The sequence below is a fragment of the Rhodococcus sp. AC861 genome, assembly GCF_979256035.1.
The window spans coordinates 732,549-755,136 of the sequence record NZ_CEEDMW010000002.1; the positions used below are offsets into that span (position 1 = coordinate 732,549).

Annotated in this window: 19 protein-coding genes; 13 read left to right on the plus strand and 6 right to left on the minus strand. The window is 67.9% G+C overall.

The window, feature by feature from the left end:
• Positions 1 to 21 precede the first annotated feature (21 nt).
• Complete coding sequence (locus AC0IX4_RS08885) at positions 22 to 816, plus strand: DNA/RNA non-specific endonuclease (RefSeq protein WP_471828723.1); 795 nt, start codon at positions 22 to 24, stop codon at positions 814 to 816.
• A gap of 5 nt (positions 817 to 821) precedes the next feature.
• Here AC0IX4_RS08885 and AC0IX4_RS08890 read toward each other — a convergent pair whose 3' ends face one another.
• A complete protein-coding gene (locus AC0IX4_RS08890) occupies positions 822 to 1,481 on the minus strand; it encodes a hypothetical protein (protein ID WP_471828724.1) in 660 nt (219 codons plus the stop codon).
• 32 nt (positions 1,482 to 1,513) lie between these two features.
• Complete coding sequence (gene leuS, locus AC0IX4_RS08895; RefSeq protein WP_471828725.1) at positions 1,514 to 4,363, minus strand: leucine--tRNA ligase; 2,850 nt, start codon at positions 4,361 to 4,363, stop codon at positions 1,514 to 1,516.
• 66 nt (positions 4,364 to 4,429) lie between these two features.
• On the opposite strand from leuS, the gene AC0IX4_RS08900 reads away from it, so the two are divergent.
• Together AC0IX4_RS08900 and AC0IX4_RS08905 are read left to right on the plus strand one after the other, a co-directional pair.
• Positions 4,430 to 4,843, plus strand: coding sequence for an SdpI family protein (locus tag AC0IX4_RS08900; RefSeq protein ID WP_471828726.1), 414 nt, complete (start codon positions 4,430 to 4,432; stop codon positions 4,841 to 4,843).
• 1 nt (position 4,844) lies between these two features.
• Positions 4,845 to 5,846, plus strand: a complete 1,002-nt coding sequence (locus tag AC0IX4_RS08905; protein WP_471828727.1) for a bile acid:sodium symporter family protein — start codon at positions 4,845 to 4,847, stop codon at positions 5,844 to 5,846.
• On the opposite strand, the gene AC0IX4_RS08910 is transcribed toward AC0IX4_RS08905, so the two are convergent.
• Positions 5,818 to 6,222 carry a hypothetical protein gene (locus tag AC0IX4_RS08910; protein ID WP_042573453.1) on the minus strand — a complete coding sequence of 135 codons (405 nt, stop codon included), beginning with the start codon at positions 6,220 to 6,222 and terminating at the stop codon, positions 5,818 to 5,820. The genes AC0IX4_RS08905 and AC0IX4_RS08910 overlap by 29 nt on opposite strands.
• Positions 6,223 to 6,304: 82 nt before the next feature.
• Positions 6,305 to 7,198: a glucose 1-dehydrogenase gene (locus tag AC0IX4_RS08915; RefSeq protein WP_042573556.1), complete on the minus strand. Its 894-nt coding sequence runs from the start codon at positions 7,196 to 7,198 to the stop codon at positions 6,305 to 6,307.
• Positions 7,199 to 7,280: 82 nt separating this feature from the next.
• Here AC0IX4_RS08915 and AC0IX4_RS08920 point away from each other — a divergent pair, with 82 nt between their 5' ends.
• Together AC0IX4_RS08920 and AC0IX4_RS08925 are read left to right on the plus strand one after the other, a co-directional pair.
• Entirely contained in the window at positions 7,281 to 7,910 is a 630-nt protein-coding gene (locus tag AC0IX4_RS08920) for a UdgX family uracil-DNA binding protein (protein ID WP_471828728.1), read from the plus strand.
• Between the two features lie 47 nt (positions 7,911 to 7,957).
• A complete protein-coding gene (locus AC0IX4_RS08925; RefSeq protein WP_471828729.1) occupies positions 7,958 to 9,334 on the plus strand; it encodes a glutamate decarboxylase in 1,377 nt (458 codons plus the stop codon).
• Between the two features lie 9 nt (positions 9,335 to 9,343).
• Here AC0IX4_RS08925 and AC0IX4_RS08930 read toward each other — a convergent pair whose 3' ends face one another.
• The gene (locus AC0IX4_RS08930; protein ID WP_471828730.1) at positions 9,344 to 9,949 is read right to left on the minus strand and encodes a YqgE/AlgH family protein; all 606 of its coding nucleotides are present in this window, start codon (positions 9,947 to 9,949) and stop codon (positions 9,344 to 9,346) included.
• A gap of 82 nt (positions 9,950 to 10,031) precedes the next feature.
• Between AC0IX4_RS08930 and AC0IX4_RS08935 the strand changes: the two genes are divergently transcribed.
• Positions 10,032 to 11,357 carry an MFS transporter gene (locus AC0IX4_RS08935; protein ID WP_471828731.1) on the plus strand — a complete coding sequence of 442 codons (1,326 nt, stop codon included), beginning with the start codon at positions 10,032 to 10,034 and terminating at the stop codon, positions 11,355 to 11,357.
• On the opposite strand, the gene AC0IX4_RS08940 is transcribed toward AC0IX4_RS08935, so the two are convergent.
• Entirely contained in the window at positions 11,305 to 12,753 is a 1,449-nt protein-coding gene (locus tag AC0IX4_RS08940; RefSeq protein ID WP_042573458.1) for a CCA tRNA nucleotidyltransferase, read from the minus strand. The two genes, AC0IX4_RS08935 and AC0IX4_RS08940, sit on opposite strands and share 53 nt — an antisense overlap.
• A gap of 79 nt (positions 12,754 to 12,832) precedes the next feature.
• Between AC0IX4_RS08940 and AC0IX4_RS08945 the strand changes: the two genes are divergently transcribed.
• The 7 genes from AC0IX4_RS08945 (at position 12,833) to trxA (ending at position 22,529) form a co-directional block, all read left to right on the plus strand.
• Entirely contained in the window at positions 12,833 to 13,432 is a 600-nt protein-coding gene (locus AC0IX4_RS08945; RefSeq protein ID WP_056074214.1) for an NUDIX hydrolase, read from the plus strand.
• Entirely contained in the window at positions 13,429 to 15,822 is a 2,394-nt protein-coding gene (locus AC0IX4_RS08950; RefSeq protein WP_471828732.1) for a glycoprotein, read from the plus strand. The genes AC0IX4_RS08945 and AC0IX4_RS08950 overlap by 4 nt, the downstream gene beginning before the upstream one ends.
• A gap of 87 nt (positions 15,823 to 15,909) precedes the next feature.
• Positions 15,910 to 19,677, plus strand: a complete 3,768-nt coding sequence (gene murJ, locus AC0IX4_RS08955; RefSeq protein ID WP_471828822.1) for a murein biosynthesis integral membrane protein MurJ — start codon at positions 15,910 to 15,912, stop codon at positions 19,675 to 19,677.
• A gap of 76 nt (positions 19,678 to 19,753) precedes the next feature.
• Positions 19,754 to 20,332, plus strand: coding sequence for an RNA polymerase sigma factor SigM (sigM, locus tag AC0IX4_RS08960; RefSeq protein ID WP_042573461.1), 579 nt, complete (start codon positions 19,754 to 19,756; stop codon positions 20,330 to 20,332).
• A 95-nt stretch (positions 20,333 to 20,427) separates the two neighbouring features.
• On the plus strand, positions 20,428 to 21,054 hold the full coding sequence (locus AC0IX4_RS08965) for a hypothetical protein (protein ID WP_471828733.1): 627 nt from the start codon (positions 20,428 to 20,430) through the stop codon (positions 21,052 to 21,054).
• Between the two features lie 115 nt (positions 21,055 to 21,169).
• Positions 21,170 to 22,159, plus strand: a complete 990-nt coding sequence (trxB, locus tag AC0IX4_RS08970) for a thioredoxin-disulfide reductase (protein WP_471828734.1) — start codon at positions 21,170 to 21,172, stop codon at positions 22,157 to 22,159.
• Between the two features lie 37 nt (positions 22,160 to 22,196).
• Positions 22,197 to 22,529, plus strand: coding sequence for a thioredoxin (gene trxA, locus AC0IX4_RS08975; protein ID WP_042573463.1), 333 nt, complete (start codon positions 22,197 to 22,199; stop codon positions 22,527 to 22,529).
• Positions 22,530 to 22,588: the final 59 nt, after the last annotated feature.

The window sequence follows — 22,588 nt, forward strand, 5'->3', positions numbered from 1 at the left end:
CAGCCGTGGCTGAATGACGGCATGGGTTACGACGAGGTCTTCCTGTCCGCCACGGCACTACCGATCCCGACGAGGCCGGCGCTGACCACGCTCACGTACACGCACTTCTCGGTATCGATGGATACCTCGCGGCGCCTCGCCGCGGTCACCGCGGTGAACATCGACGGCGCAGCCCTGCAGGACGTCGAGCGCGGGGATGACTGGCGGCTCGATCCCCGCCTCCCGGCGACGCAGCAGGCGGGACCGGAGCTGTACGCGAACAACGACATCGACCGCGGGCACCTCGTACGACGACGCGATCCCGTATGGGGCACGCGCGACGTCGCGGAGCAGGCCAACGAGGACACATTCCACTACACCGTGTGCGGACCGCAGACGGCGACGTTGAACCAGTCGAAGGAACTGTGGTTGGGCCTCGAGGATTACGTCCTCGAGCACGCGAGGGAGTACGGACAGAAGATCTCGGTGTTCAGCGGCTGCATCTTCGCCGACGACGATCCGGTGTACCGCGGCATCGCCATCCCTCGGCGCTTCTTCAAGATCGCGGCGTGGTGGCAGGACGACATGCTCGCTGCGACCGGCTACGTACTGGATCAGTCGGAGTCGCTGGCACCCATCCTCGAACGCGGCGTCCTGGCCCGCGACATCCCTCCGCTCGGGGCGTACCGCACGTATCAGGTGCCCGTCGCCGACATCGCCGCCGCGACCGGTCTGGCGATGGCGGATCTGACGGCGGCGGATCGCCTCGCGTCGGTTCCCGGCGTCCGGCCCGTGGAGTGGCGCGAGGTCGAGAGGGCCGACGACCTGGTGTGGTGATCCTGTCAGCCCTCGTTCGACGGGAGCTGCCCGAAAGTCACTGCCAGGTCCCACGGGTGAACGTTCCAGGTCGACGCCGCGGCTACCGCGAAGATGGACGCCGACCTCACGGAGTCCTCCGTGGCCGGACCCGACACCGACGTGCCTGCCTGGTTCTCGTCGACGTCGTCGGCCCAGACGCCGGTTCCACGTGGGACAGGGGACGTCTCGATCACCGACACTGCGGACCCACCACCGGTCATCACCGCACCGAAGCAGTACGGAGTCTGCGGCGCGTCCCACCCACCGAGTTCCACCACCCAGAACTCACCGCGCTGCGCCGCGGAAACCGACACATCGGCGAGGAAGCCCTGCAACGATTCCCAGGGATTCGTCGTGGGAGCAACAGGATCGGTCAGCCTGAACGCGTGTGTGTTCACACCGTCGCCCGATCGGAACCGCTCCTGGACGATCAGGGTCCGACCCGCGTCGTCGAGCAGTGCTGCTTCGCGGAAGCGATCGTCCGGCATAGGGGTACGCGCGACGAGGCCACGACCGAGTAGTGCCGCGAGGCCGTCGGGATCCTCGACCGTCCACAACGACGACCCCGCGTCGGACCACAACCGGACGACGCCGCTCACGACGGGCCCGAGCATGACGGTGGTCAGGGTCGAGCCCGGTCTCATCGAATCTTCCGCTCGCGTTTCGCCTTCGCCCGTCACAGAACGACGTTCACCATCCGGCCGGGTACGACGATGACCTTCTTCGGGGCCTTGCCGTCGAGAAGCGCCACGATCTTCTCGTCCGCCAGTGCCACGGCCTGCACGTCCTCCCGCGACGCGTCGGCAGCGACGGTGATGCGCGAGCGCACCTTGCCGTTGACCTGGATCGGGTAGTCGACCGTGTCGTCCACGAGCCACTTCTCGTCGACGGTCGGGAACGGGCCGTGCGCCAGCGACTCGTTGTGGCCCAACATGTTCCACAGCTCCTCCGCGATGTGCGGCGCGAGCGGTGCCAGCATCAGAACCAGCGGCTCGACGGCCGAACGGGGAGCGCCGGCGGGGTACTCCTTGGTCAGATGGTTGGTGAACTCGATGAGCTTGGCACCGGCCGTATTGTCCCGCAGCGCAGCGTAATCCGCGTCGACACCCTCGACGGTACGATTCAGCGCCTTGAGAGTCGCATCGCTGGGCGCCCCGTCGGTGACACGGACCGCGCCGGTCTCCTCGTCGACCACCAGACGCCACACGCGCTGCAGGAATCGCTGCGCGCCGACGACGTCCTTCGTCGCCCAGGGGCGCGAGGTGTCCAGCGGCCCCATCGACATCTCGTACATGCGCAGGGTGTCGGCGCCGTACTCGGCGAAGATCTCGTCGGGTGAGACCGAGTTCTTGAGCGACTTGCCCATCTTGCCGTACTCGCGGTTCACCTCGGCGCCCTGGAAGAAGTACTTCCCGCCCTCTTCCGTCACCTCGTCCGCCGGGACGTAGACGCCGCGCGCGTCGGTGAAGGCATACGCCTGGATGTACCCCTGGTTGTACAGGCGGCGGTACGGCTCCTTCGAGCTGACGTGTCCCAGATCGAAGAGCACCTTGTGCCAGAACCTCGCGTACAGCAGGTGCAGCACAGCATGTTCCACACCGCCGACGTACAGGTCGAGGCCGCCCGGATCGTTCTCGCCGTGGATGTCCGGACGCGGGCCCATCCAGTACGCCTCGTTCTCCGGCGCGCACATCTGCTCGGAGTTGGTGGGGTCGATGTAGCGCAGCTGGTACCACGAGCTTCCGGCCCACTGCGGCATGACATTGGTGTCACGCGTGTAGGTCTGCAGACCGTCACCGAGGTCGAGCTCGACATTCACCCAGTCGGTCGCCTTCGCCAGCGGGGGAGACGGTTCACTGTTCGCGTCGTCGGGGTCGAACGAGACGGGAGCGTAGTCCTCGACCTCCGGGAGTTCGACGGGCAGAATCGATTCCGGCAACGGGTGCGCCTTACCGTTCGCGTCGTACACGATCGGGAACGGCTCACCCCAGTAGCGCTGACGCGCGAACAGCCAGTCACGCAACTTGTACTGGATGGTGCCCTTGCCGTGGCCGTCCTTCTCCAGGTGCTCGATGACCCGCGTCTTCGCGGCGTCCACGTCGAGTCCGTCGAGGAAGCCGGAGTTCACCAGCTCACCGTCGCCGGTCCACGCGGACTCGTCCACGTCCCCACCCGAGATGACCTGCACGACAGGCAGTCCGAACTTGGTGGCGAACTCCCAGTCGCGCTGGTCGTGACCCGGAACGGCCATGATCGCGCCGGTTCCGTAGCCCGTCAGCACGTAGTCCGCGATGAAGACCGGCACCGACGCGCCGTTCACCGGGTTCACGGCGAAAGCCCCGGTGAACACACCGGTCTTCTCCTTGTTCTCCTGGCGCTCGAGGTCCGACTTGGCTGCGATCGCACGACGGTATGCACCGACTGCGAGGACGGGAGTTCCCTCACCGTGCGTCCACCGCTCGTCCGTGTCCACCGGCCAGGCGGCAGCCGTGATGTCGTCGACCAAGGGGTGTTCCGGGGCCAGCACGACGTAGGTCGCACCGAACAGGGTGTCGGGCCGTGTGGTGAACACGTCGATGTTCGCGGTACCCGACCCGTGGGGCAGACCCGCTTCGAAGGTGACCTCGGCGCCGCGGGACCGTCCGATCCAGTTGCGCTGCATCGTCTTGACCTTGTCCGGCCAGTCGAGCAGATCCAGATCGTCGATCAGACGATCGGAGTAGGCGGTGATGCGCATCATCCACTGGCGCAGGTTCTTCCGGAACACGGGGAAATTTCCACGGTCACTGCGACCGTCGGCCGTGACCTCCTCGTTGGCCAGCACGGTTCCGAGGCCCGGGCACCAGTTGACCAGCGAGTTGGACTCGTAGACCAGCCGATGACCGTCCAGGACGTCGCGGCGCTCGGACACCGACAGGGACTCCCACGACCGCCCGTCGTCGAGAACCCGCTCGCCGGACGCGAATTCGGCCTCGAGCTCGGCGATCGGACGTGCCGTGCCTGCCTCGGTGTCGTACCAGGAGTCGAAGATCTGCAGGAAGATCCACTGCGTCCAGTGGTAGAAGTCGACGTCCGTCGTCGCGAGCGAGCGACGCGTGTCGTGACCGAGGCCCAGCCGCCCGAGCTGTCGGCGCATGTTCGCGATGTTCGCCTCGGTGGTGGTGCGAGGATGTGTGCCCGTCTGCACGGCGTACTGCTCGGCGGGTAGACCGAACGCGTCGTACCCGAGGGTGTGCAGCACATTGCGGCCCTGCATGCGGTGGTAGCGCGCGAACACGTCCGTCGCGATGTAGCCGAGCGGGTGGCCGACGTGCAGACCGCTGCCCGAGGGATACGGGAACATGTCCTGGACGAACAGCTTGTCCGACGGCACCTCGCCGGCCAGGTCGCCCACCGGATTGGGCGCGTCGAACGTGCCCTCGGCGGCCCACCGCTCCTGCCACCGCGACTCGAGGGAACCCGCCAGGTCCGCGGTGTAGCGGTATCCGGGGGTCGTGTCGGGGGAGGCGTCGCCGTGTTCACTCACCCGACCAGCGTAAAGCGTGACCATGCGCACGCGAACGCCCGGCCACGAGGCCGTAAAGTGGTGTACGTGATTGTCGTGTCCGTGATCCTTCTGCTCGTACTCCTCGTGGGCGCTGTCGCGCTGGGCACGGTGGCGTTCCTCGGCCTGGGTGGCCGGCTGAAGCGCAACTCCGTCGCCGGAGTGCGCACCGAAGCCAGCATGCGGTCCGACGAGACGTTCTCCGTCGCCAACAAGGTGGCAGGCCCGACGACCGCTGCTGCAGCCGTCCTGCTGCTGATCGGAGCGGTGGCGACCATGGCCCCCGGTGGCGTGTTCGGTGTCGTGGCCGCCGTCCTGACCACCGTCGCCGCCCTGGTGACCGCTGCCTACGGCGGCGCCATGGGCACCCGTGCTGCTGCGGCCGTCCCCGTCGAGGAGACCGGCGGATGCGGACACAGCTGCATCTCGTGCAGTCTCAAGGACGCGTGCCAGCCGTCCTGACGTGGCGTTCTCCCTGACCGGCACCGTCAAGGCGCTCGACGGCTTCGTCCTCGCGATCTTCGCTGCTGCCATCGCGGCGACCGTGTTCCCGGTCTCGGGCACCGCAGCCGACGTGCTGTCGTGGGTCACCACTGTCGGTATCGCGCTGCTGTTCTTCCTCTACGGAGTTCGACTGTCCCCCCGCGACGCCATGGACGGCGTTCGGCACTGGCGGCTGCACGGAGTGGTTCTCGCCTGCACGTACCTGCTGTTCCCGCTCCTCGGGCTCGGCCTGCGGGTGCTCGCGCCGGGACTGCTGACCGACGATCTGTACACCGGGATGCTGTACCTCTGCCTTGTGCCGTCCACGATCCAGTCGTCGATCGCCTTCACTTCGATCGCCCGCGGCAACGTCGCCGGTGCCGTCGTCAGCGCGTCGCTGTCCAACATCGTCGGAGTGTTCGCGACGCCGCTGCTGGTGGTCCTTCTGATGAGCACGACGGGCGGAGCGAGCATCGACGCCGGGTCGATCGTCGACATCATGCTGCAGCTCCTGCTGCCCTTCGTGGCCGGACAGTTCGCCAGGCGATGGCTTGTCGGATGGGTGGCCCGGCATCGGTCCACCACCCTGCTCGTCGACCGCGGATCGATCCTCCTGATCGTCTACGCCGCGTTCAGCGCGTCGCGCGTCGACGGAGTCTGGGCTGCCACCACGCCGTGGCAGATCGTGGCGGTGGTGCTCCTGTGCAGTGCCCTGCTCGCTGTCGTCCCCGCCGCGACTGCCGGGATCGCGCGCGCGGCGCGTATGTCCCGCGCCGACCGCATCGTCGTGGTGTTCTGCGGGTCGAAGAAGAGCCTGGCCAGCGGCATCGCGATCGCGTCGGTGCTCTTCGTCGGGCAACCCGTCGGAGTGATCGTTCTACCCCTGCTGGTCTTCCACCAGATCCAATTGGTGGTGTGCGCTGTCCTCGCCGGTCGCTACGAACGCCAGGCGATCACGGACGCTGCTGCATCGACTTCCTGATCTCGTCGAGGCGAGCCTTACCGGCGCGCTCCCGCTCGGCGAACTTCTCCGCCTCGGTTCGACCGATCGCGCTCTCGGCATCCAGCTCGGTAGACCCCACCGCGCGCCCCGAACGCCCGTCGATTCGCTCTCGCACCGCGTCGAACGTGGGGACACCGGCGTCGGTGAAGCCCGGGTCTGTCGGAACCTGCGGGATGTCCGTCACCGACGGCGTGCGCGGCACGATGTCGGGGTCGACCGACGCCTCGGGAGTCAGAGCCACGGCAGCGTCGTGCACCGCGCGCAGCGCCGGTCGAGCACTCGTGAGGGCGACCACGAGGTCCAGGACCTCGGCATCCGGCAACGACGCGGCCTGGTCTGACGAGAAGTCGGTCATGTCATCAGGGTAGGCCGGGGCGCCACGGTGATCGTGGACTTCCGACCCCGGAAAGCGGGGCGAGGAGTCCACGATCCCGCCGTCACGGCGTCGGCATGCCGCCGTTGACGTTCAGCGTGTCGCCGGTGACGTACCCCGACTCGGCCGACGAGAGGTACACGTAGGCACCGGCCAGCTCGGCGGGCTGACCCGCGCGACCGAGGGGTGTCTCCTGCCCGAATTCCGGCAGAGCCGAGGTGGGCTGGCCTCCGGACGCCTGCAACGGTGTCCAGAACGGTCCGGGCGCAACGACGTTGACCCGAATTCCGCGGGGAGCCAGCTGCTGAGCCAACGCCTTGCTCATCGTGTTGATCGCCATCTTCGTCGTCGCGTAGTCGACGAGTCCCGGCGACGGCGTGTACGCCTGGATCGAACTGGTGTTGACGATGGTCGATCCTGCCGGCATGTGCGGAACCGCTTCCTGGATGATCCAGAACAGCGCGTACACGTTGGTCTTGAACGTGGCGTCGAACTGCTCCGGGCTCAGATCCTCGAGCTTCTCGACGAACTGCTGCTTGCCGGCGACGTTGACCAGCAGATCGATACCACCGAACTTCTCGACGGTGGTCCGCACGATGCCACGCGCCGCCTGCTCGTCGGTCAGGTCCGCAGGAGCCAGCACTGCGGTCCTCCCGGCGGTACGCACGAGTTCGGCGACCTCCTGCGCGTCCTTCTCCTCCGACGGCAGGTAGTTGAGCACCACGTCCGCGCCCTCGCGGGCAAGTGCGATCGCAACCGCACGACCGATGCCGCTGTCCGCTCCCGTGACCAGCGCCTTGCGACCTGTGAGGCGCCCTGTTCCCCGGTACGTGCGCTCACCGTGGTCGGCCTTCGGTTCCAGATCGGAGGCCAGGCCCGGCGGATCCTGATGCTGCTCGGGGTATCCGTCCTGGCGGTACTGGCTGACGGGATCTGTGAACGTGTACTGGTCTGTCATGGCTGCCGAGTGCCCGCGCACGACGGGGTGCCAAACCGCGTAGCCGGGTGTCGTCCGAGACATCGGCGGGTAGTCGATGTGCATGGCACCGAAGTTTCCCGGCGCAGGAACGTTCGTCCCGCCCTCGACCGACCTCTCGGCACTGGCGCTTGCCGCGCGAGGTTGTCGCGGATGCGATCTGTGGGAGCCCGCCGAGCAGACCGTGTTCGGGGCCGGCACAGCGTCGGCACGCATGATGTTGATCGGCGAACAGCCCGGTGATCAGGAGGATCGACGCGGACAGCCGTTCGTCGGGCCGGCCGGCGCGTTGCTGAACCGGGCGCTCGACGAGGCCGACATCGATCGCGAGCTGACGTACGTGACCAACGCTGTCAAGCATTTCAAGTTCGTCCGAGCGGACAGGGGTCCGCGGCGCATCCACAAGAAGCCGCTCAGGTCCGAGGTGGTGGCGTGCCATCCATGGTTGGAAGCGGAGATCCGAGCCGTCGATCCGTCGGTCGTCGTCCTGCTCGGCGCCACCGCCGCACAGGCCATGATGGGCACTGCCTTCCGCATCGGCACGGATCGGGGCCGTGTCCTCGAGCTCGGTGACGCGAAAGCCGTTGCGACGGCTCACCCGTCCGCCGTTCTCCGGACACCTGACGACGAGCGCGAGGCGGCGTTCGCGGCGCTGGTCGACGACCTCCGGGTGGCCGCTCGGCTGCTGGCCTGACCAGCCGATCCGAGTCGCTGCTCGCCACTGCCGCGTAGCGTGACTGCGTGACGACTTTCGAGAACGACGGAACGATCGCGCCTGCGTACACCGGCCGAATCGCGAACGACCCTGTTCCCGCGCTCCGACTTCCCGACGACCGCATGGACCCCGCCGCGGCGTACCGATTCATCCACGACGAGCTGATGCTCGACGGGAGTTCACGACTCAACCTGGCCACGTTCGTCACCACGTGGATGGAACCCGAAGCCGAGAGGCTGATGGCCGAGACGTTCGACAAGAACATGATCGACAAGGACGAGTACCCCGCCACCGCGGCCATCGAGGAGCGATGCGTCAACATGGTGGCCGACCTGTGGAACGCCCCGTCCCTCGTGCACACCGATCCGGCGTCCGCCACGGGCGTATCGACCGTCGGCTCGTCCGAGGCGGTCATGCTGGCCGGTCTCGCGTTGAAATGGCGGTGGCGTGCACGACGCTCCGCGGCGGGCGCAGACACCTCGACGCCCAATCTCGTTCTGGGAACCAATGTCCAGGTGGTCTGGGAGAAGTTCTGCCGGTACTTCGACGTCGAGCCGAAGTATCTCGACATGGAGCCCGGCAGGTACGTCATCACAGCGGAGCAGGTGCGTGGTGCCGTCGACGAGAACACCATCGGCGTCCTCGCCGTCCTGGGCACCACGTTCACCGGTGAACTCGAGCCGGTGGAGGAGATCGCCGCCGTTCTCGACCGGGTAGCGGCCGACGGCGGCCCGGACGTTCCCCTCCACGTCGATGCGGCCAGTGGTGGATTCGTCGTCCCGTTCCTCGACCCCGACCTGCTGTGGGACTTCCGGATCCCGCGGGTGAAGTCGATCAACGCGAGCGGCCACAAGTACGGCCTCACCTACCCCGGCCTGGGCTTCGTCGTGTGGCGGGAGAAGGAGGATCTGCCGGACGATCTGGTCTTCCGCGTCAACTACCTGGGCGGCGACATGCCTACCTTCACTCTCAACTTCTCCCGGCCCGGCAACCAGGTCATCGGCCAGTACTACAACTTTCTACGCCTGGGCCGCTCCGGTTACACGGACGTGATGGCCTCGTTGCGCAGCACCGCGACCCGCGTCGCCGATCATCTCGGTACCCATGACGTGGTGGAGGTCATCTCCGACGGATCCGACATTCCGGTGATCGCGTTCGCACTTCGGGAAGACTGCGAGTTCACGGTCTTCGACGTCTCTCACGAACTCCGGGCGCGTGGTTGGCAGGTGCCGGCCTACACGATGCCGGCACGGGCGGAGACCGTCGCCGTCCTCAGAGTCGTTGTGCGTGAGGGGTTCTCGGCAGATCTCGGCAGGATGTTCTGTGACGCCGTCGACGCCGTTCTGTCCGAACTGTCGTCGAAGGGCGACGGGCATTCGCACGCCCGCCACTTCGCACACTGACTCCCGTCATCAGTTGGTGTCGACGTCGAGCGGATGCGTCGCCAGCATGGCCAGCGGTAGCGGTTGCCGACGCAGGACCTGCGCCCACATGTCGACCCCGGGTGGCCCGACCACATCGGATGGCAACGCGGACACCACCATCCAGTCGTCGCGCTCCAGCTCGCCGTCCAGCTGACCCAGGCTCCATCCCGAGTATCCGGCGAACACCCGCATACCTTCCACGAGCGGCGCGACGGTCGCCGGATCCGAGTCCAGATCGATCATGACGACGCGGCCGTCGACGCGTCGGATACCGCGAATGTCGTCGATGACGACGCCTCGCCGCAGAGTCGCGAGGCACAACGCGGAGTCGCGCTTGACCGGGCCACCGACATACAGCGCCTTGGGCGTCGTCGTGAGATCGGACCACTGCGGCAACACCGTGTGCACGGCCGTGTCGCTGGGGCGGTTGATCACCACACCGAGGCTGCCGGCGTCGTTGTGCTCGATGATGTACACGACGGTGCGGCGGAAGGTGGGTTCGACCAGCTCCGTCGACGAGACCAGCAAACTGCCCGGCCGCACCACCTGATCGGCCGACGCGGTCCGGTCCTCCGGTTCTTCTGCGTGTGCCACCTCCTCATCATCGCACCGGCACGGGCACACGTGCGAGAGATGGCGCGGGAGAGTTGCGGCCGGGCAGGGATAGTGTCGGGTCGTGAGTCGAACCGAACGGCCCGGTGCGGTCCACGCGCTGAGAGCGGTCGCTCATTCCCCGGGTGCGCTGAGACTGGTGCTCCTCCGGTTCGCGTCGCAGTTCGGCGACGGGATGTTCCAGGCAGCACTCGGCGGCGCCATCCTCTTCGACCCGCAACGCGGCGCGGATCCGGCGGCTGTCGCAGCCGGTTTCGCGGTGCTGCTCCTGCCGTACTCCCTGCTCGGACCGTTCGCCGCGCGAATCCTCGACCGAGTGGACCGTGCCGTCGTCCTCGGCGTGGCGAGCACGCTGAAGGTCTTGCTCATCGCCGGTGCCACCTGGCTGCTCCTGGCGGGGGCATCCAACACGGTCGTGCTGACGACTGCGCTCGCGACGGTGGGGGCGAGCCGGTTCGTTCTCGCCGGGCTGTCCGCGTCGCTTCCGCACGTGGTGCCGACGTCGGCGCTGGTCACGACGAACGCCGCACTGGTCACCCTGGGATCCGTCGTCTCGGCGGTCGGCGCGCTCGCGGCGGTCACCGTCCTGGGACTCGTCGGCCCGTCCGATCGGTCCACGGCCATCGCGACGGGCATCTCCGCGATCGGCGCACTTCTCGCCGCCATCGCCGCACGAGGATTCGTACGGGGGCGCCTCGGACCCGACGGAACTGCCGCGCGTCGTGAGGACGACGGTGGCTGGACGTCCGGCTTCGCCGCGGTTCGCCGAACACGTTCTGTCGCTGCGCCTCTGATGGGCGTTGGTGCCCACAGAATCGCGTTCGGCGTGGACACGCTCGTCATGATCCTGCTGTTGCGTGACAACGCTCGGTCGTCGATCCTCCCCGGAGGGGTGGCGGGTTTCGGCCTCACGATCGGGGCGGCTGCCGCCGGGATGTTCGTCGCTGCGATCGCGACCCCCGTGCTGCTTCCTCGGCTCGGATCGACGCGCACCGTCGTGGCCGCGCTAGCCCTCGCGGCGCTGGCGCAGACCGCGCTGGTGGCGACGTTGATTCCGGACCTGCTGATCCTCGGCGCCTTCCTGCTCGGCGCGGCCGGTCAGACGGTCAAGCTGACAGCCGATGCCGCGATGCAGACCGACATCGCCGACGATCGGCGCGGTCGAGTCTTCGCGATACAGGACACCACGTTCAACGTGGCATTCGTCGGTGCCATCGCCGTCGCAGCACTCGTCATCGGCCCGCAGTCCACAGGCGTCGACTCCACCCTCGCGACCACCTGCGTCCTCGTCGGAGCCGGCTTCTACGCGCTGGCAGCCGTCGTGGCCGTGCGCCTGGTCAGCGAGCGGACCACCACGCCAGAAGTTCCTTCTCCGCGTCCTCCCGACTGAGGGGACCCCGGTCGAGTCGCAACTCCTTCAGATACGCCCAGGCCTGGCCCACCTGAGGACCCGCCGGGATCCCGAGCAACTCCATGATGGCGTTGCCGTCGAGGTCCGGCCGAACGCGTGCGAGGTCTTCCTGTTCTGCCAGGCGCGCGATGCGGTTCTCGAGGTCGTCGTACGTGGCCTGCAGCGACGCTGCCCGACGCTTGTTGCGCGTCGTGCAATCCGCCCGCACCAACTTGTGCAGACGGGGAAGCAGATCGCCGGCGTCCGTCACATAGCGTCGAACGGCCGAATCGGTCCACTGACCTTTCCCGTACCCGTGGAATCGCAGGTGGAGGAACACCAGCTGAGCGATGTCGTCGGTCATCTTCTTGGGGAACTTCAGCGCTCGCAGTCGACGTCGAGTCATCTTCGCGCCGACGACCTCGTGGTGGTGGAAGCTCACCCCGCCGGCAGGCTCGTTGCGCTTGGTGTCGGGCTTACCGATGTCGTGGAGCAGAGCCGCCCAACGAAGCACCAGGTCGGGGTCGCCGTCCTCCAGATCGATCGCCTGCTGCAGCACCGTCAACGAATGCTGGTAGACGTCCTTGTGCTGGTGGTGCTCGTCGATCTCGAGCTTCATCGCAGGGACCTCGGGCAGTATCCGAGCAGCGATGCCCGTCTCGCACAGCGCGTCGATCCCGTCGACCGCATGCTCGCCGAGGATCAGCTTGTCCAACTCCGCCGTCACGCGCTCGACGGTGATCCGGTCGATGCGATCCGTCATGTTCTCGATGGCGGTACGCACGCGCGGAAGCATCGTGAAGCCCAGCTGCGCGACGAATCGTGCAGCCCGCAGCATCCGCAGCGGGTCGTCGTCGAACGACTCCTCGGGCAGGCTCGGCGTGTCCAGAACACCCTCGAGCAGCGCGTCGAGTCCGCCGAGGGGGTCGATGAAGTCCCCCGCGCCGTCGGCGCCGATCCGCACCGCCATCGCGTTGATCGTGAAATCGCGTCGGACGAGGTCGTCCTGCAGCGTCGAGCCGTACTGCACCACCGGATTGCGGGTCACGCGGTCGTACTTGTCGCTGCGGAACGTCGTGATCTCGATCTGTCGACCGTTCTTCACGGCGCTGACCGTTCCGAATTCGATTCCGGTGTCCCACTGATGGTCGACCCAACCGGCCAGGATCGCCTGCACCTGGTCGGGAAGAGCATTCGTCGTGAAGTCCAGGTCACTGCTCAAACGACCCAGCAGCGCATCGCGAACACTGCCGCCGACCAGATACAGCTCCGAGCCCGTCGCCGCGAACAACGACCCCAGCGGCGCCAGGATGTCGTCGTGAACGCGCAGGGCCACGGCGCCGGACGCGAGCAGACGTGCGCGTCGGTCCGGTTCGGTGACAGGCGGGGGAGGCACGACGCCATACCCTACCGAGGCGACTCCCTCGTGGTGCGTCCCACCGGGAGCAGGCCCTACGACAACTAGTATCGGTCGGGTGTCCGGTCCCGAGCGAGCCAAGAGAACCCGTCGCGGTGTGCGACGGCGTCCTCGTGCCGCCGCCGACCCCGCCGGCAAGCCGACCGAGAAACCGGCACTCCGCACCGTTCGGGAGACATCGGCGGGCGGATTGGTCGTCGACGGACTCGATGGACCCCGGGACAAGCTCTGCGCCGCCCTGATCGGACGGACCGACCGGCGCGGGCGCCTCCTGTGGTCGCTGCCGAAGGGTCACATCGAGCGCGGCGAGACACCCGAGCAGACCGCCGAACGCGAAGTCCACGAGGAGACCGGCATCTCCGGAACCGTCCTCGCACCGCTCGGCAGCATCGACTACTGGTTCGTCACCGAGGGCCGACGCGTCCACAAGACCGTGCACCACTACCTCCTTCGATCCCTCGGCGGCGAACTGTCGGACGAGGACGTCGAGGTCACCGAGGTCGCCTGGGTGCCGCTCACGGAGCTCCGAACGCGCCTGGCCTACGCCGACGAGCGCAAACTCGCCGAGCGCGCCGGGGAAATGATCGACCAGATGGCGCACGACGCCGCTTCACCCGACGCCCCACTTCGACCGGTCTCCGACCTCCCCGCCGAATGACCCGCTCTGCTCCGCCGACCCGGCGTCTCGCCGCGGTCCTGGCCACTGTCGGCATGTTCGCCTTCTCGACAGTTCCCGCCGCGGCGCAGCCCGTCGCGACCGATCCGGACTCGGCCGACACGACACAGACGGAACTGCCCCCCGCCGACACGTCGGTGGACGGAACGTTCCTGGCCCTGTCGGTGGACGAGGTCACGCCGACCACCGTCTCGACCAGCAGTCCGCCCGTCCTGACGGTCCGCGGGACCGTCGAGAACGTGGGCGACCGCGCGGTGTCCGACATCTCGGTGCGCCTGCAGCGCGCTCCCGAAGTCCGCACGTCGGCCGAACTCAGAACGTCGCTGACCGAGGATCAGGACCGATACGACACGGTCGGACCGTTCGAGTCGCTGACCGACGACCTGCCGGAGATGTCCCTCGGCCGCGGTGATTCGCTGCCGTTCGAGTTGTCCTTGCCCCTCCGGTCCACCACCGGCGCGTCGCTCGGTCTCACCGAGCCGGGTGTCTATCCGGTGATGGTCAACGTCAACGGCAGCCCGGCCTACGGGCAGGAAGCTCGACTCGACGACGCGTCGTTCCTCCTTCCCGTGTCGGGCCTGCCGCGGGACATCAGCGTCGCCGACCCGGCAGCACCCCCAGCGGCGCCTCTTCCGCCCGACATTTCCCGTCCGGTGGCGACGACGGTGCTCTGGCCGTTGGCGGATCGACCGCACCTCGCCGCCGGTCTTCCGGGGACGGTCGGCGAGGAGGTGCGTCTGGAAGACGACCAGCTCGCGGGGTCGTTGTCCGCAGGCGGCCGCCTCGAGGGGCTCGTCTCGGCACTCGAATTCGCGACCGGACCCACCGTCGACACGGAGGGGGCGTTGTCGTCGTCGACGTGCCTCGCCATCGACCCCGATCTGCTCGTCACCGTCTCGAGCATGACGCGTGGCTACCTGGTCGTGGACGACCCGGCCGATCCGACCGGACCCGCGAGCGAGGGCAGCGGTGCGGCCGCTGCAGCATCGTGGCTCGAGCGCGTCCGCGCCCTCGCATCGAGCATGTGTGTCACCGCGGTGCCCTTCGCTCAGACGGATCTGGCCGCCGTGTCCGCCATCGCGGACCCCACCTTGACGACGGCTGCGCTGACAACGCCCTCCGACGTCGTCGACACGCTCCTGGGTGTGACATCGCGACGTGACGTGGTGTGGCCGGATTCCGGCGCCGTCGACGACGCCACCGCCGCCACGATCGCGTCGGCAGGTCGCACCACGACTCTGATCGCGCAGGATGCGGTCGACGTAGCGGGAGAGCCCGACACCGTCACGCTGACCGGCGGCGACTCCGCGACCCCTCTCCGGGCAGCCCTGTACGACACCTCCGTGTCCACATCCCTGGCAGCGGTGGGCGAGATTCCGAGCACGCCGTCGACCACGCCACGTGACCAGGTGTTCGACGTCGCGGCCGATTCGCGGATCGCACGGTTGCAGGACGCGCTCGGTGCGCTGCACTTCGAAGCCCTGCAGGCCGCATCCGCTCCGGGCGCACCCGCGCTTCCGAGGTCCCTCACCATCGCGCCGCCCCAGACCTGGACGCCGGACCGCGACGAGGCCTCCGCGGTGCTCGGGACGATCGCGGGACTCATGCGCAGCGGCCTGGCCACCCCCCGGACCTTGTCGGACCTGCTGTCCGTGCCGCCGCCCCTCGAGCCGGCCACGCTCGCCTATCCCGAGGCCGCGATCGACGACGGCGCCCCGTCCGATGTCCGGGATGCTGCCGGCACCCAGAACGCCCGCGTCGCCGAACTGACATCGGCCCTGATCGACGACTCCCGGGCAGCCATCTCTCCGGCCCTGTTCATGGCACCGCTTCGCGAGGACCTGCTGCGAGCGATGACGACGTCGGATCGCCGAGGGGAGCTGCACCAGGAGTCCGACGGCGCCGCCCGCCGACGCGCCGCGAACGTCACGGCCGGGCTCGACCGACTGTTCGGATCGGTCACCATCCTCGCGCCGGGCGGTGTGTTCACGCTCGCCTCGGAGGCCAGCCCCCTGCTCCTGGTGGCGCGGAACGATCTTCCGATCGGCATCACCGTCGACCTGTCCGTCGACGCGCCGGACGCGATGCAGATCGAGAACATCGGCCCGCAGCAACTCCCACCGCGCGGCAGCAGGTCCTTGCAGATTCCGGCGAGGGTCAGCGATTCCCGCAAGATGGTGGTGGAGTTCTCCCTGAGTACCGGCGACGGGGCGCTGCTCGGGCAGGCGGCGACAGTCAACGTGCGGTCCAATGCGTACGGTCGTGCTTTGGCGATCATCACAGCGGGTGCAGGCGCGCTGCTCCTTCTCCTCGCGGGCCGACGGTTGTGGCACCGCTTCCGTGGGCAGCCCGATCCAGCCGACGAGCAGTAAGGACCTTCGATGACGGGGAGCATTCCTCACGGGCACCGGGACGGTGCGCCGCAGGCACCGCGTGCGCCCTGGGAGCGGGACCCCACCATGGTGGTTCCGACCAGCACTGCGCCTCCGGTCCGACGTCCGGCGGGCCCGACCCGCATACCGCCCACTCGCGGTGCCGAGGCTGCTACGCCCTCGCCGAAGTCGAGTTCGTCCCGTTTGCTGTCCGCCACGGGCGCCATCGCCTTCGCAACGCTGATCAGCCGCATCACGGGCTTCGTCAAGCAGTTGCTGCTGGTGACGGTCCTGGGTACGACAGTCGCCGCGTCGTACACGGTGGCCAGCCTGATCCCCAACATGATCGCGGAGCTGGTGCTCGGCGCTGTCCTGACCGCCATCGTCGTTCCGGTGCTGGTGCGCGCCGAGAGCGAGGATGCCGACGGCGGACGTGCCTTCGTCCGGCGTCTCTTCACCGCAGCGCTGACCATGCTGATCGTCGCGGCAGTTCTCGCGACGGCGGCGGCGCCCATCCTGACGCGGTACGTCTTCCTGTCCGACGACGGTCAGGTGAACACCGGCCTGACCACGGCATTGCTGTTCCTTCTGCTTCCGGCAATCCTGTTCTACGGACTGTCGGCGCTGTTCACCGCGGTGTTGAACACCCGCCAGAACTTCAAGCCCGGCGCGTGGGCGCCGGTGCTCAACAACCTCGTCGTGCTGACGGTGCTGGTCCTGTACATGGTGGTCCCGGGTGAGATCTCGCTGGATCCGGTCCGGATCAGCGATCCGAAGCTGCTGGTGCTCGGAATCGGCATCACGCTCGGCGTCGTGGTCCAGGCGGTGAGCCTCGTTCCCGCTCTGCGGCGCAACAACATCGATCTCCGACCTCTGTGGGGTCTGGACGATCGTCTGCGGCAGTTCGGCGGCATGGCCGTCGCGATCGTGCTGTACGTCGTGATCAGCCAGGCCGGCATGGTCTTCGCGACGCGTATCTCCTCGCACGTCGACCCGGCCGGCCCCCTGATCTACAACCAGGCATGGATCCTTCTGCAGCTGCCGTACGGCGTCCTGGGTGTCACGGTCCTGACGGCGATCATGCCCAGGCTCAGCCGCAACGCGGCGATGAAGGACACCCCGGCCGTCGTCGACGACCTCTCGGTCGCCACGCGGTTGACGATGCTGGCGCTGATCCCGGTAATCGGCTTCCTGACCGTCGCCGGCCCGCAGGTGGGCGAGGCGCTCTACGGCTACGGCAACTTCGGCTCGGCCGATGCTGCCCGACTGGGCGAGGCCGTCAGCTGGTCCGCCTTCACCCTGGTTCCGTACTCGCTCGTTCTGATCCACCTCCGCGTGTTCTACGCCCGCGAACAGGCGTGGACACCGACCTGGATCGTCCTCGGCATCACCGGCGTCAAGATCGCGCTGTCCGCGTTGACCCCGCTGATCGCCACCTCCGACCGCGAAGTGGTGTTGCTGCTCGGGGCAGCGAACGGCCTCGGCTACATCACCGGCGCCATCATCGGCTGGATGCTCCTGCGTCGGACGCTCGGCGATCTCCGTCTCGCCGGGGTGCGCAGAACCGTCGCGCTGACACTCGCCGCGACAGCCGTCGGAATGGCGGCGGTCTTCGCCGCGGATCGCCTCCTCGGGCTCGACCGCCTGACCGGCCCCAGCGCCCTGCTCCGCGTCGCCTTCGACGGTTCCGTCATGCTTCTGGTCACCGGGCTCTGCCTGTACCGAGCCAGGATCCCGGAAATACAGTCCATATCGGTCGCAGTGGCCAGACGCCTCGGCCGTAAGTCCCCGGACCTGCCCGGACCTGTAACGATCGAGCCCTCCGCCACCGATCCGATGTACGCGGAGACCGAGATGATTCCGGCCGTCACCGGTTCGGACATGCCCCCGATGGGCCCGTCGACCGGGGAATTCGGTCGCGCCACCGGCACGGGACGGCTCCCGTACCCTGACAGGCGAGTGGACCCGCGGGCGCGGATCGTTCCCCGATCGTCGAGGTACGACGGGGACGAGTCGGAAACGACGATCATCCCCACCTACACGGATCCGTTCACGACGAGAAGTGATGAAGGAGTGGCAGTGACCGACGACGAGGGTGCACGGGGGCGTACGCCGTCCGAGGCCGACGACGCCACCGGGACCGGTGGCGTCTCCACCGAGAACCGCGGCACTCCTACAGCCGACACGTCCACTGCCGCCGAGTCGACGAGCGAGGCTCCCGAGTCGGCCGAGGAACGCGTCGAGGACGCCGAATCAGGCGTGCTCGACACCGGCGTCGTTCCTGTCGGATCACCTACTCTTCCGCCCGCCGTCCCGGCCACCGAGTCGCCTCGGACGCCGGTACGTGGCCCCAAGTTGATCCCCGGTGCCTCCGTAGCCGGCGGTCGGTACCGGCTGCTGGCTCCGCACGGCGGCGCCCGCGGTCTGAAGTTCTGGCAGGCACACGACGTCAAGCTCGACCGTGAGGTGGCACTGACGTTCGTCGACGCCGATCAGCAGGCGACCGCTGAGGGAGACGAGCGGACCGACGGTCCCCAGGCCGTGCTGTCCCGCACCCTGCGTCTCGGTCGGATCAACTCTCCGGGTCTGGCCCGTGTCCTCGATGTCGTGCGCGGCAGCTCGGGCGGCATCGTGGTCGCCGAATGGACCCGTGGCCGCTCGCTCCGAGAAATGGCCGAGACGGAACCGTCTCCGTTCGGTGCCGCCAACGCCATCAAGTCGCTCGCCGCCGCAGCCGAAGCCGCTCATCGGGGTGGTGGGGCACTGTCGATCGATCACCCCGACCGCGTCCGCATCAGCATCAAGGGCGACGCCGTCCTCGCCTTCCCGGCCACGTTCGGCGACGCCGATCCCGGCTCCGACGTCCGCGGCCTGGGCGCCATGCTCTACGCCCTGATCACCGCGCGCTGGCCCCTGGGCGACTCGTCCGGCCCGGCCACCGTAGGCGGGATGCGGATCGCCGACCGCACCGCGTCCGGTGCCGCAGTCGAGCCACGGGAGTTGCGTCCGGACGTACCGTTCGAGATCTCCGCGGTCGCCGTCCGGGCTCTCGAACAGAACAGTGGCATCCGCACCGCGGCCACCGTTCAGCACATCCTCGGTCAAGCAGCCGTCGTCAACGAGAAGACGGAAATGATTCCGGCGTTGCGACTCGGTCAGAGGCCTCCGGGCGCGAGCGGTCACGCGTTGGCGGACCCGGACGATCAGCAGCCGGCCCAGCGATCGAATCTGATGGTCGGTGCGCTCGTCGGACTGGCCGTGCTCACGGTCGTCGTCCTCGGACTCGTCGGGTGGTGGCTCGCGAACCTGCTCTCGGGTGGTGGCACGGACGAGCCGCTCACGGAGCAGAACTTCGGTCTGACCACGTCGGCGTCCGCCCCTGCGGCACCGGGTGAGCCGGCGCCCGCTCCGACCACCGTGCCCGCGGCGATCTCGTCGGTCGACGTCTTCTCGCCCCAGGGCACTGCCGACAATCCGGGTCAGGTCGACAACGTGCTCGACAACGATCCGGCGACCGTCTGGGACACGGACTCGTACTTCAACCCGTTCCCCTCCCTCAAGCCCGGCGTCGGCATCATGGCGACGCTGGTACAGCCGACCACGCTGTCGAGCGTCTACGTCAACTCGCCGTCACCGGGAACGGTCATCGAGATCCGTTCTGCGACAAGCGCATCGCCGGACATCGACGACACGCAGCTCATCGGGTCGGCGACACTGGGCAACGGTCTGACGGACATCACCGTCACGCCCGACGGTCCTACCGAGTACCTGCTGTTCTGGATCACGGACCTCAGCAACACCGGTGGTGGGAACCAGAGCACCATCGCCGACATCGGAGCATCGACAGCCTCCTGACCGACACCATTGGTGCACGGTCACAACAGAATCCGCTGCCGGCTCGGACGGTCCGTTTCTGAGTTAGCATCCGCGCGTGCGACTAATCGGGGGAGTCGCGAGCAGTGACGCCACGGACGGCGAACTGCTCTCGGCGCACATAGCGGGGGACACAGCGGCTTTCGCCGTGCTCTTCCGGCGCCACCAGGACCATCTGTGGCTCACCGCCAGGCGAGCCAGTTACTCCGCCGAGGACGCCGCGGACTCGCTTCAGGAAGCCATGCTGTCGGCACATCGGACCGCCGGCGCGTTCCGCGCCGACGCGGCCGTCCGCAGCTGGCTCCACCGCATCGTCGTCAATGCCTGCCTCGACCGGATCCGGCGGAACAAGGTGCGTCCCACCGTTCCTCTCGGTGAAGAAGCTCGTGAACCACGGGATCCCACCGACAGATACGCCGACATCGATTTGTCCATCGTCGTCGAGAAGGCACTGTTCTCCCTGCCTCCGGAGCAGCGCGCTGCGATCGTCGCCGTCGACATGGAGGGATACTCGGTCGCCGACGCCGCGGCGGCTCTCGGGGTTCCCACCGGCACGATCAAGAGTCGATGCGCGCGTGGTCGTCAGAAGCTCGCCCTCGTCCTGCAGTCGGTCCGTGCGGACGACACAGATCTCTGACGCGGTGTGGCGTTCTTTATGGAACCGAGCGCACGTCGTCCGCGTCTTATCAGTCGTAGCAACCATTCGCGCTCGAGCATCCGTGGGAGGTGACCGTGAACGACCCTGCCGACGTCGATGACCTCGCCGACCCCGATGACCTTGCCGACCCCAATGCGTCCATGTATCCGGCCCACCTGGACGCCACTGTCCAGGCTCTGCGAGCCCACGGTGCCGACCACGACGCCCGCGCGGACATTCCGCTCGATGTCAGCGACCGCATCGTCGCTGCGCTGAACGCAGCACCGCTCGTCGCGACGGATCAGCTCGCGGCCCGCCGATCGCCGTCACGGCGTCACGTCACGGCGTTCGCCGCCGCTGTCGCCGTCGTGGCCCTGGGCAGTGGTGTCGGCCTCGCCGTGGCAGCACAGTCGAACCCCGGATCGAACGACACCGTCGTCTCGGTCGCGCCACCGCTCGACGAGGGTACGGTCTTCTCCCTGGTCGGCTCCACGGACCGAGGACGCCTGTCGGATCCCGAACTCCTCGCCGGGTGCCTCGAAGCCAACGACCTGCCGGCAACCACGTCGCTCGTGGGATCGGGAACGGTCTCCGTGGACGGCACCGACGCGACGCTGCTGATCGTGGGGGGCGGCAGACCCGGGTCCTTGATCGCCCTGGCCGTCGGCCCGTCCTGCGGGCCGGGTAATGCCGACACCGTCTCACGTGCGCGGATCGGGTAGATCACGTCGGACGTCGTCAGGGAACAACGCTTCCTGACCTAGTGTTGTGCGCACTGTAGGGCTCAGGCCCGCCAGATCCAGAGAATCACAGACGCACATACCTCGGAAGGCGAAGATGACTACTTCGGACATCCACGACCTGATCATCGTCGGGTCCGGCCCCGCCGGCTACACCGCTGCGGTGTACGCCGCGCGAGCAGAACTGAAGCCACTCGTGTTCGAGGGCACCCAGTTCGGCGGCGCCCTGATGACCACGACCGAGGTGGAGAACTTCCCCGGCTTCCGCGACGGCATCATGGGCCCCGACCTCATGGAGCAGATGCGCGAGCAGGCCATGCGGTTCGGCGCCGACATCCGCACGGAGGACGTCGAGGAGATGTCGCTGATCGGTGACGTCAAGACCGTCACTGTCGACGGCACCGTATACCGCGGCCGCGCCGTCATCCTCGCCATGGGCGCTGCAGCCCGGTACCTCGGCGTTCCCGGTGAGCAGACCCTGCTCGGCCGTGGCGTGTCCGCCTGCGCCACCTGTGACGGCTTCTTCTTCCGCGACCAGGACATCGCCGTGATCGGCGGCGGCGACTCGGCCATGGAGGAAGCCACCTTCCTCACCCGTTTCGCGCGATCGGTGACCATCGTTCACCGCCGCGAGGAGTTCCGGGCGTCGCGCATCATGCTCGAGCGCGCCAAGGAGAACGAGAAGATCACGTTCGTCACCAACGCCGATGTCGTCGAGGTGCAGGGCGAGTCCGGTGTGACGGGTCTGAAGATCCGCGACACCCGCTCCGGTGAGGAACGCGTCCTCGATGTCACCGGCGTGTTCGTCGCCATCGGCCACGATCCCCGCTCCGAGCTGGTCCGCGGACAGGTGGACCTCGACGAGGGCGGCTACGTCCGCGTGCAGAACCCCACCACGTCGACCTCCATCGACGGTGTCTTCGCCGCCGGTGACCTGGTGGACCACGTCTACCAGCAGGCCATCACGGCTGCCGGTACCGGATGTTCGGCCTCGATCGACGCGGAGCGCTGGCTCGCCGATCAGGGCGACATCACCGAGAACACCCTCGAGAACGCCGATCGAGACGTGGACGCCGTCAGCGTCTGATTCGCATCCGAAGTCCGTACCACCGAAGGAGCATCACATGTCCGACAAGAACACCGTCACCATCAGCGACGACACGTTCGCGGCCGAGGTCCTGCAGAGTGAGAAGCCCGTTCTCGTGGACTTCTGGGCCACCTGGTGCGGCCCGTGCAAGATGGTCGCCCCCGTACTCGAAGAAATCGCCGGGGAACATGCCGACAAGCTCACCATCGCCAAGCTGGACATCGACGCGAACCCGCAGGCCGCTCGTGACTTCAAGGTGATGTCCATCCCGACCATGATCCTGTTCCAGAACGGTGAACCGGTGAAGACCATCGTCGGCGCCAAGGGCAAGGCTGCCCTGCTCCGCGATCTCGACGGCGTCATCGCCTGACCTGCACCCGAGCACATCAGCCGCGCCCGGCCTGTCCATGACACGCCGGGCGCGGCTGC

Coding starts and splice junctions, on each gene's coding strand:
- AC0IX4_RS08885 (WP_471828723.1), top strand. CDS start 22: ATGGGTTACGACGAGGTCTTCCTGTCCGCCACGGCACTACCGATCCCG.
- AC0IX4_RS08890 (WP_471828724.1), bottom strand. CDS start 1,481: ATGAGACCGGGCTCGACCCTGACCACCGTCATGCTCGGGCCCGTCGTG.
- AC0IX4_RS08910 (WP_042573453.1), bottom strand. CDS start 6,222: ATGACCGACTTCTCGTCAGACCAGGCCGCGTCGTTGCCGGATGCCGAG.
- AC0IX4_RS08915 (WP_042573556.1), bottom strand. CDS start 7,198: ATGACAGACCAGTACACGTTCACAGATCCCGTCAGCCAGTACCGCCAG.
- AC0IX4_RS08920 (WP_471828728.1), top strand. CDS start 7,281: ATGGCACCGAAGTTTCCCGGCGCAGGAACGTTCGTCCCGCCCTCGACC.
- AC0IX4_RS08950 (WP_471828732.1), top strand. CDS start 13,429: ATGACCCGCTCTGCTCCGCCGACCCGGCGTCTCGCCGCGGTCCTGGCC.
- murJ (WP_471828822.1), top strand. CDS start 15,910: ATGGTGGTTCCGACCAGCACTGCGCCTCCGGTCCGACGTCCGGCGGGC.
- trxB (WP_471828734.1), top strand. CDS start 21,170: ATGACTACTTCGGACATCCACGACCTGATCATCGTCGGGTCCGGCCCC.
- trxA (WP_042573463.1), top strand. CDS start 22,197: ATGTCCGACAAGAACACCGTCACCATCAGCGACGACACGTTCGCGGCC.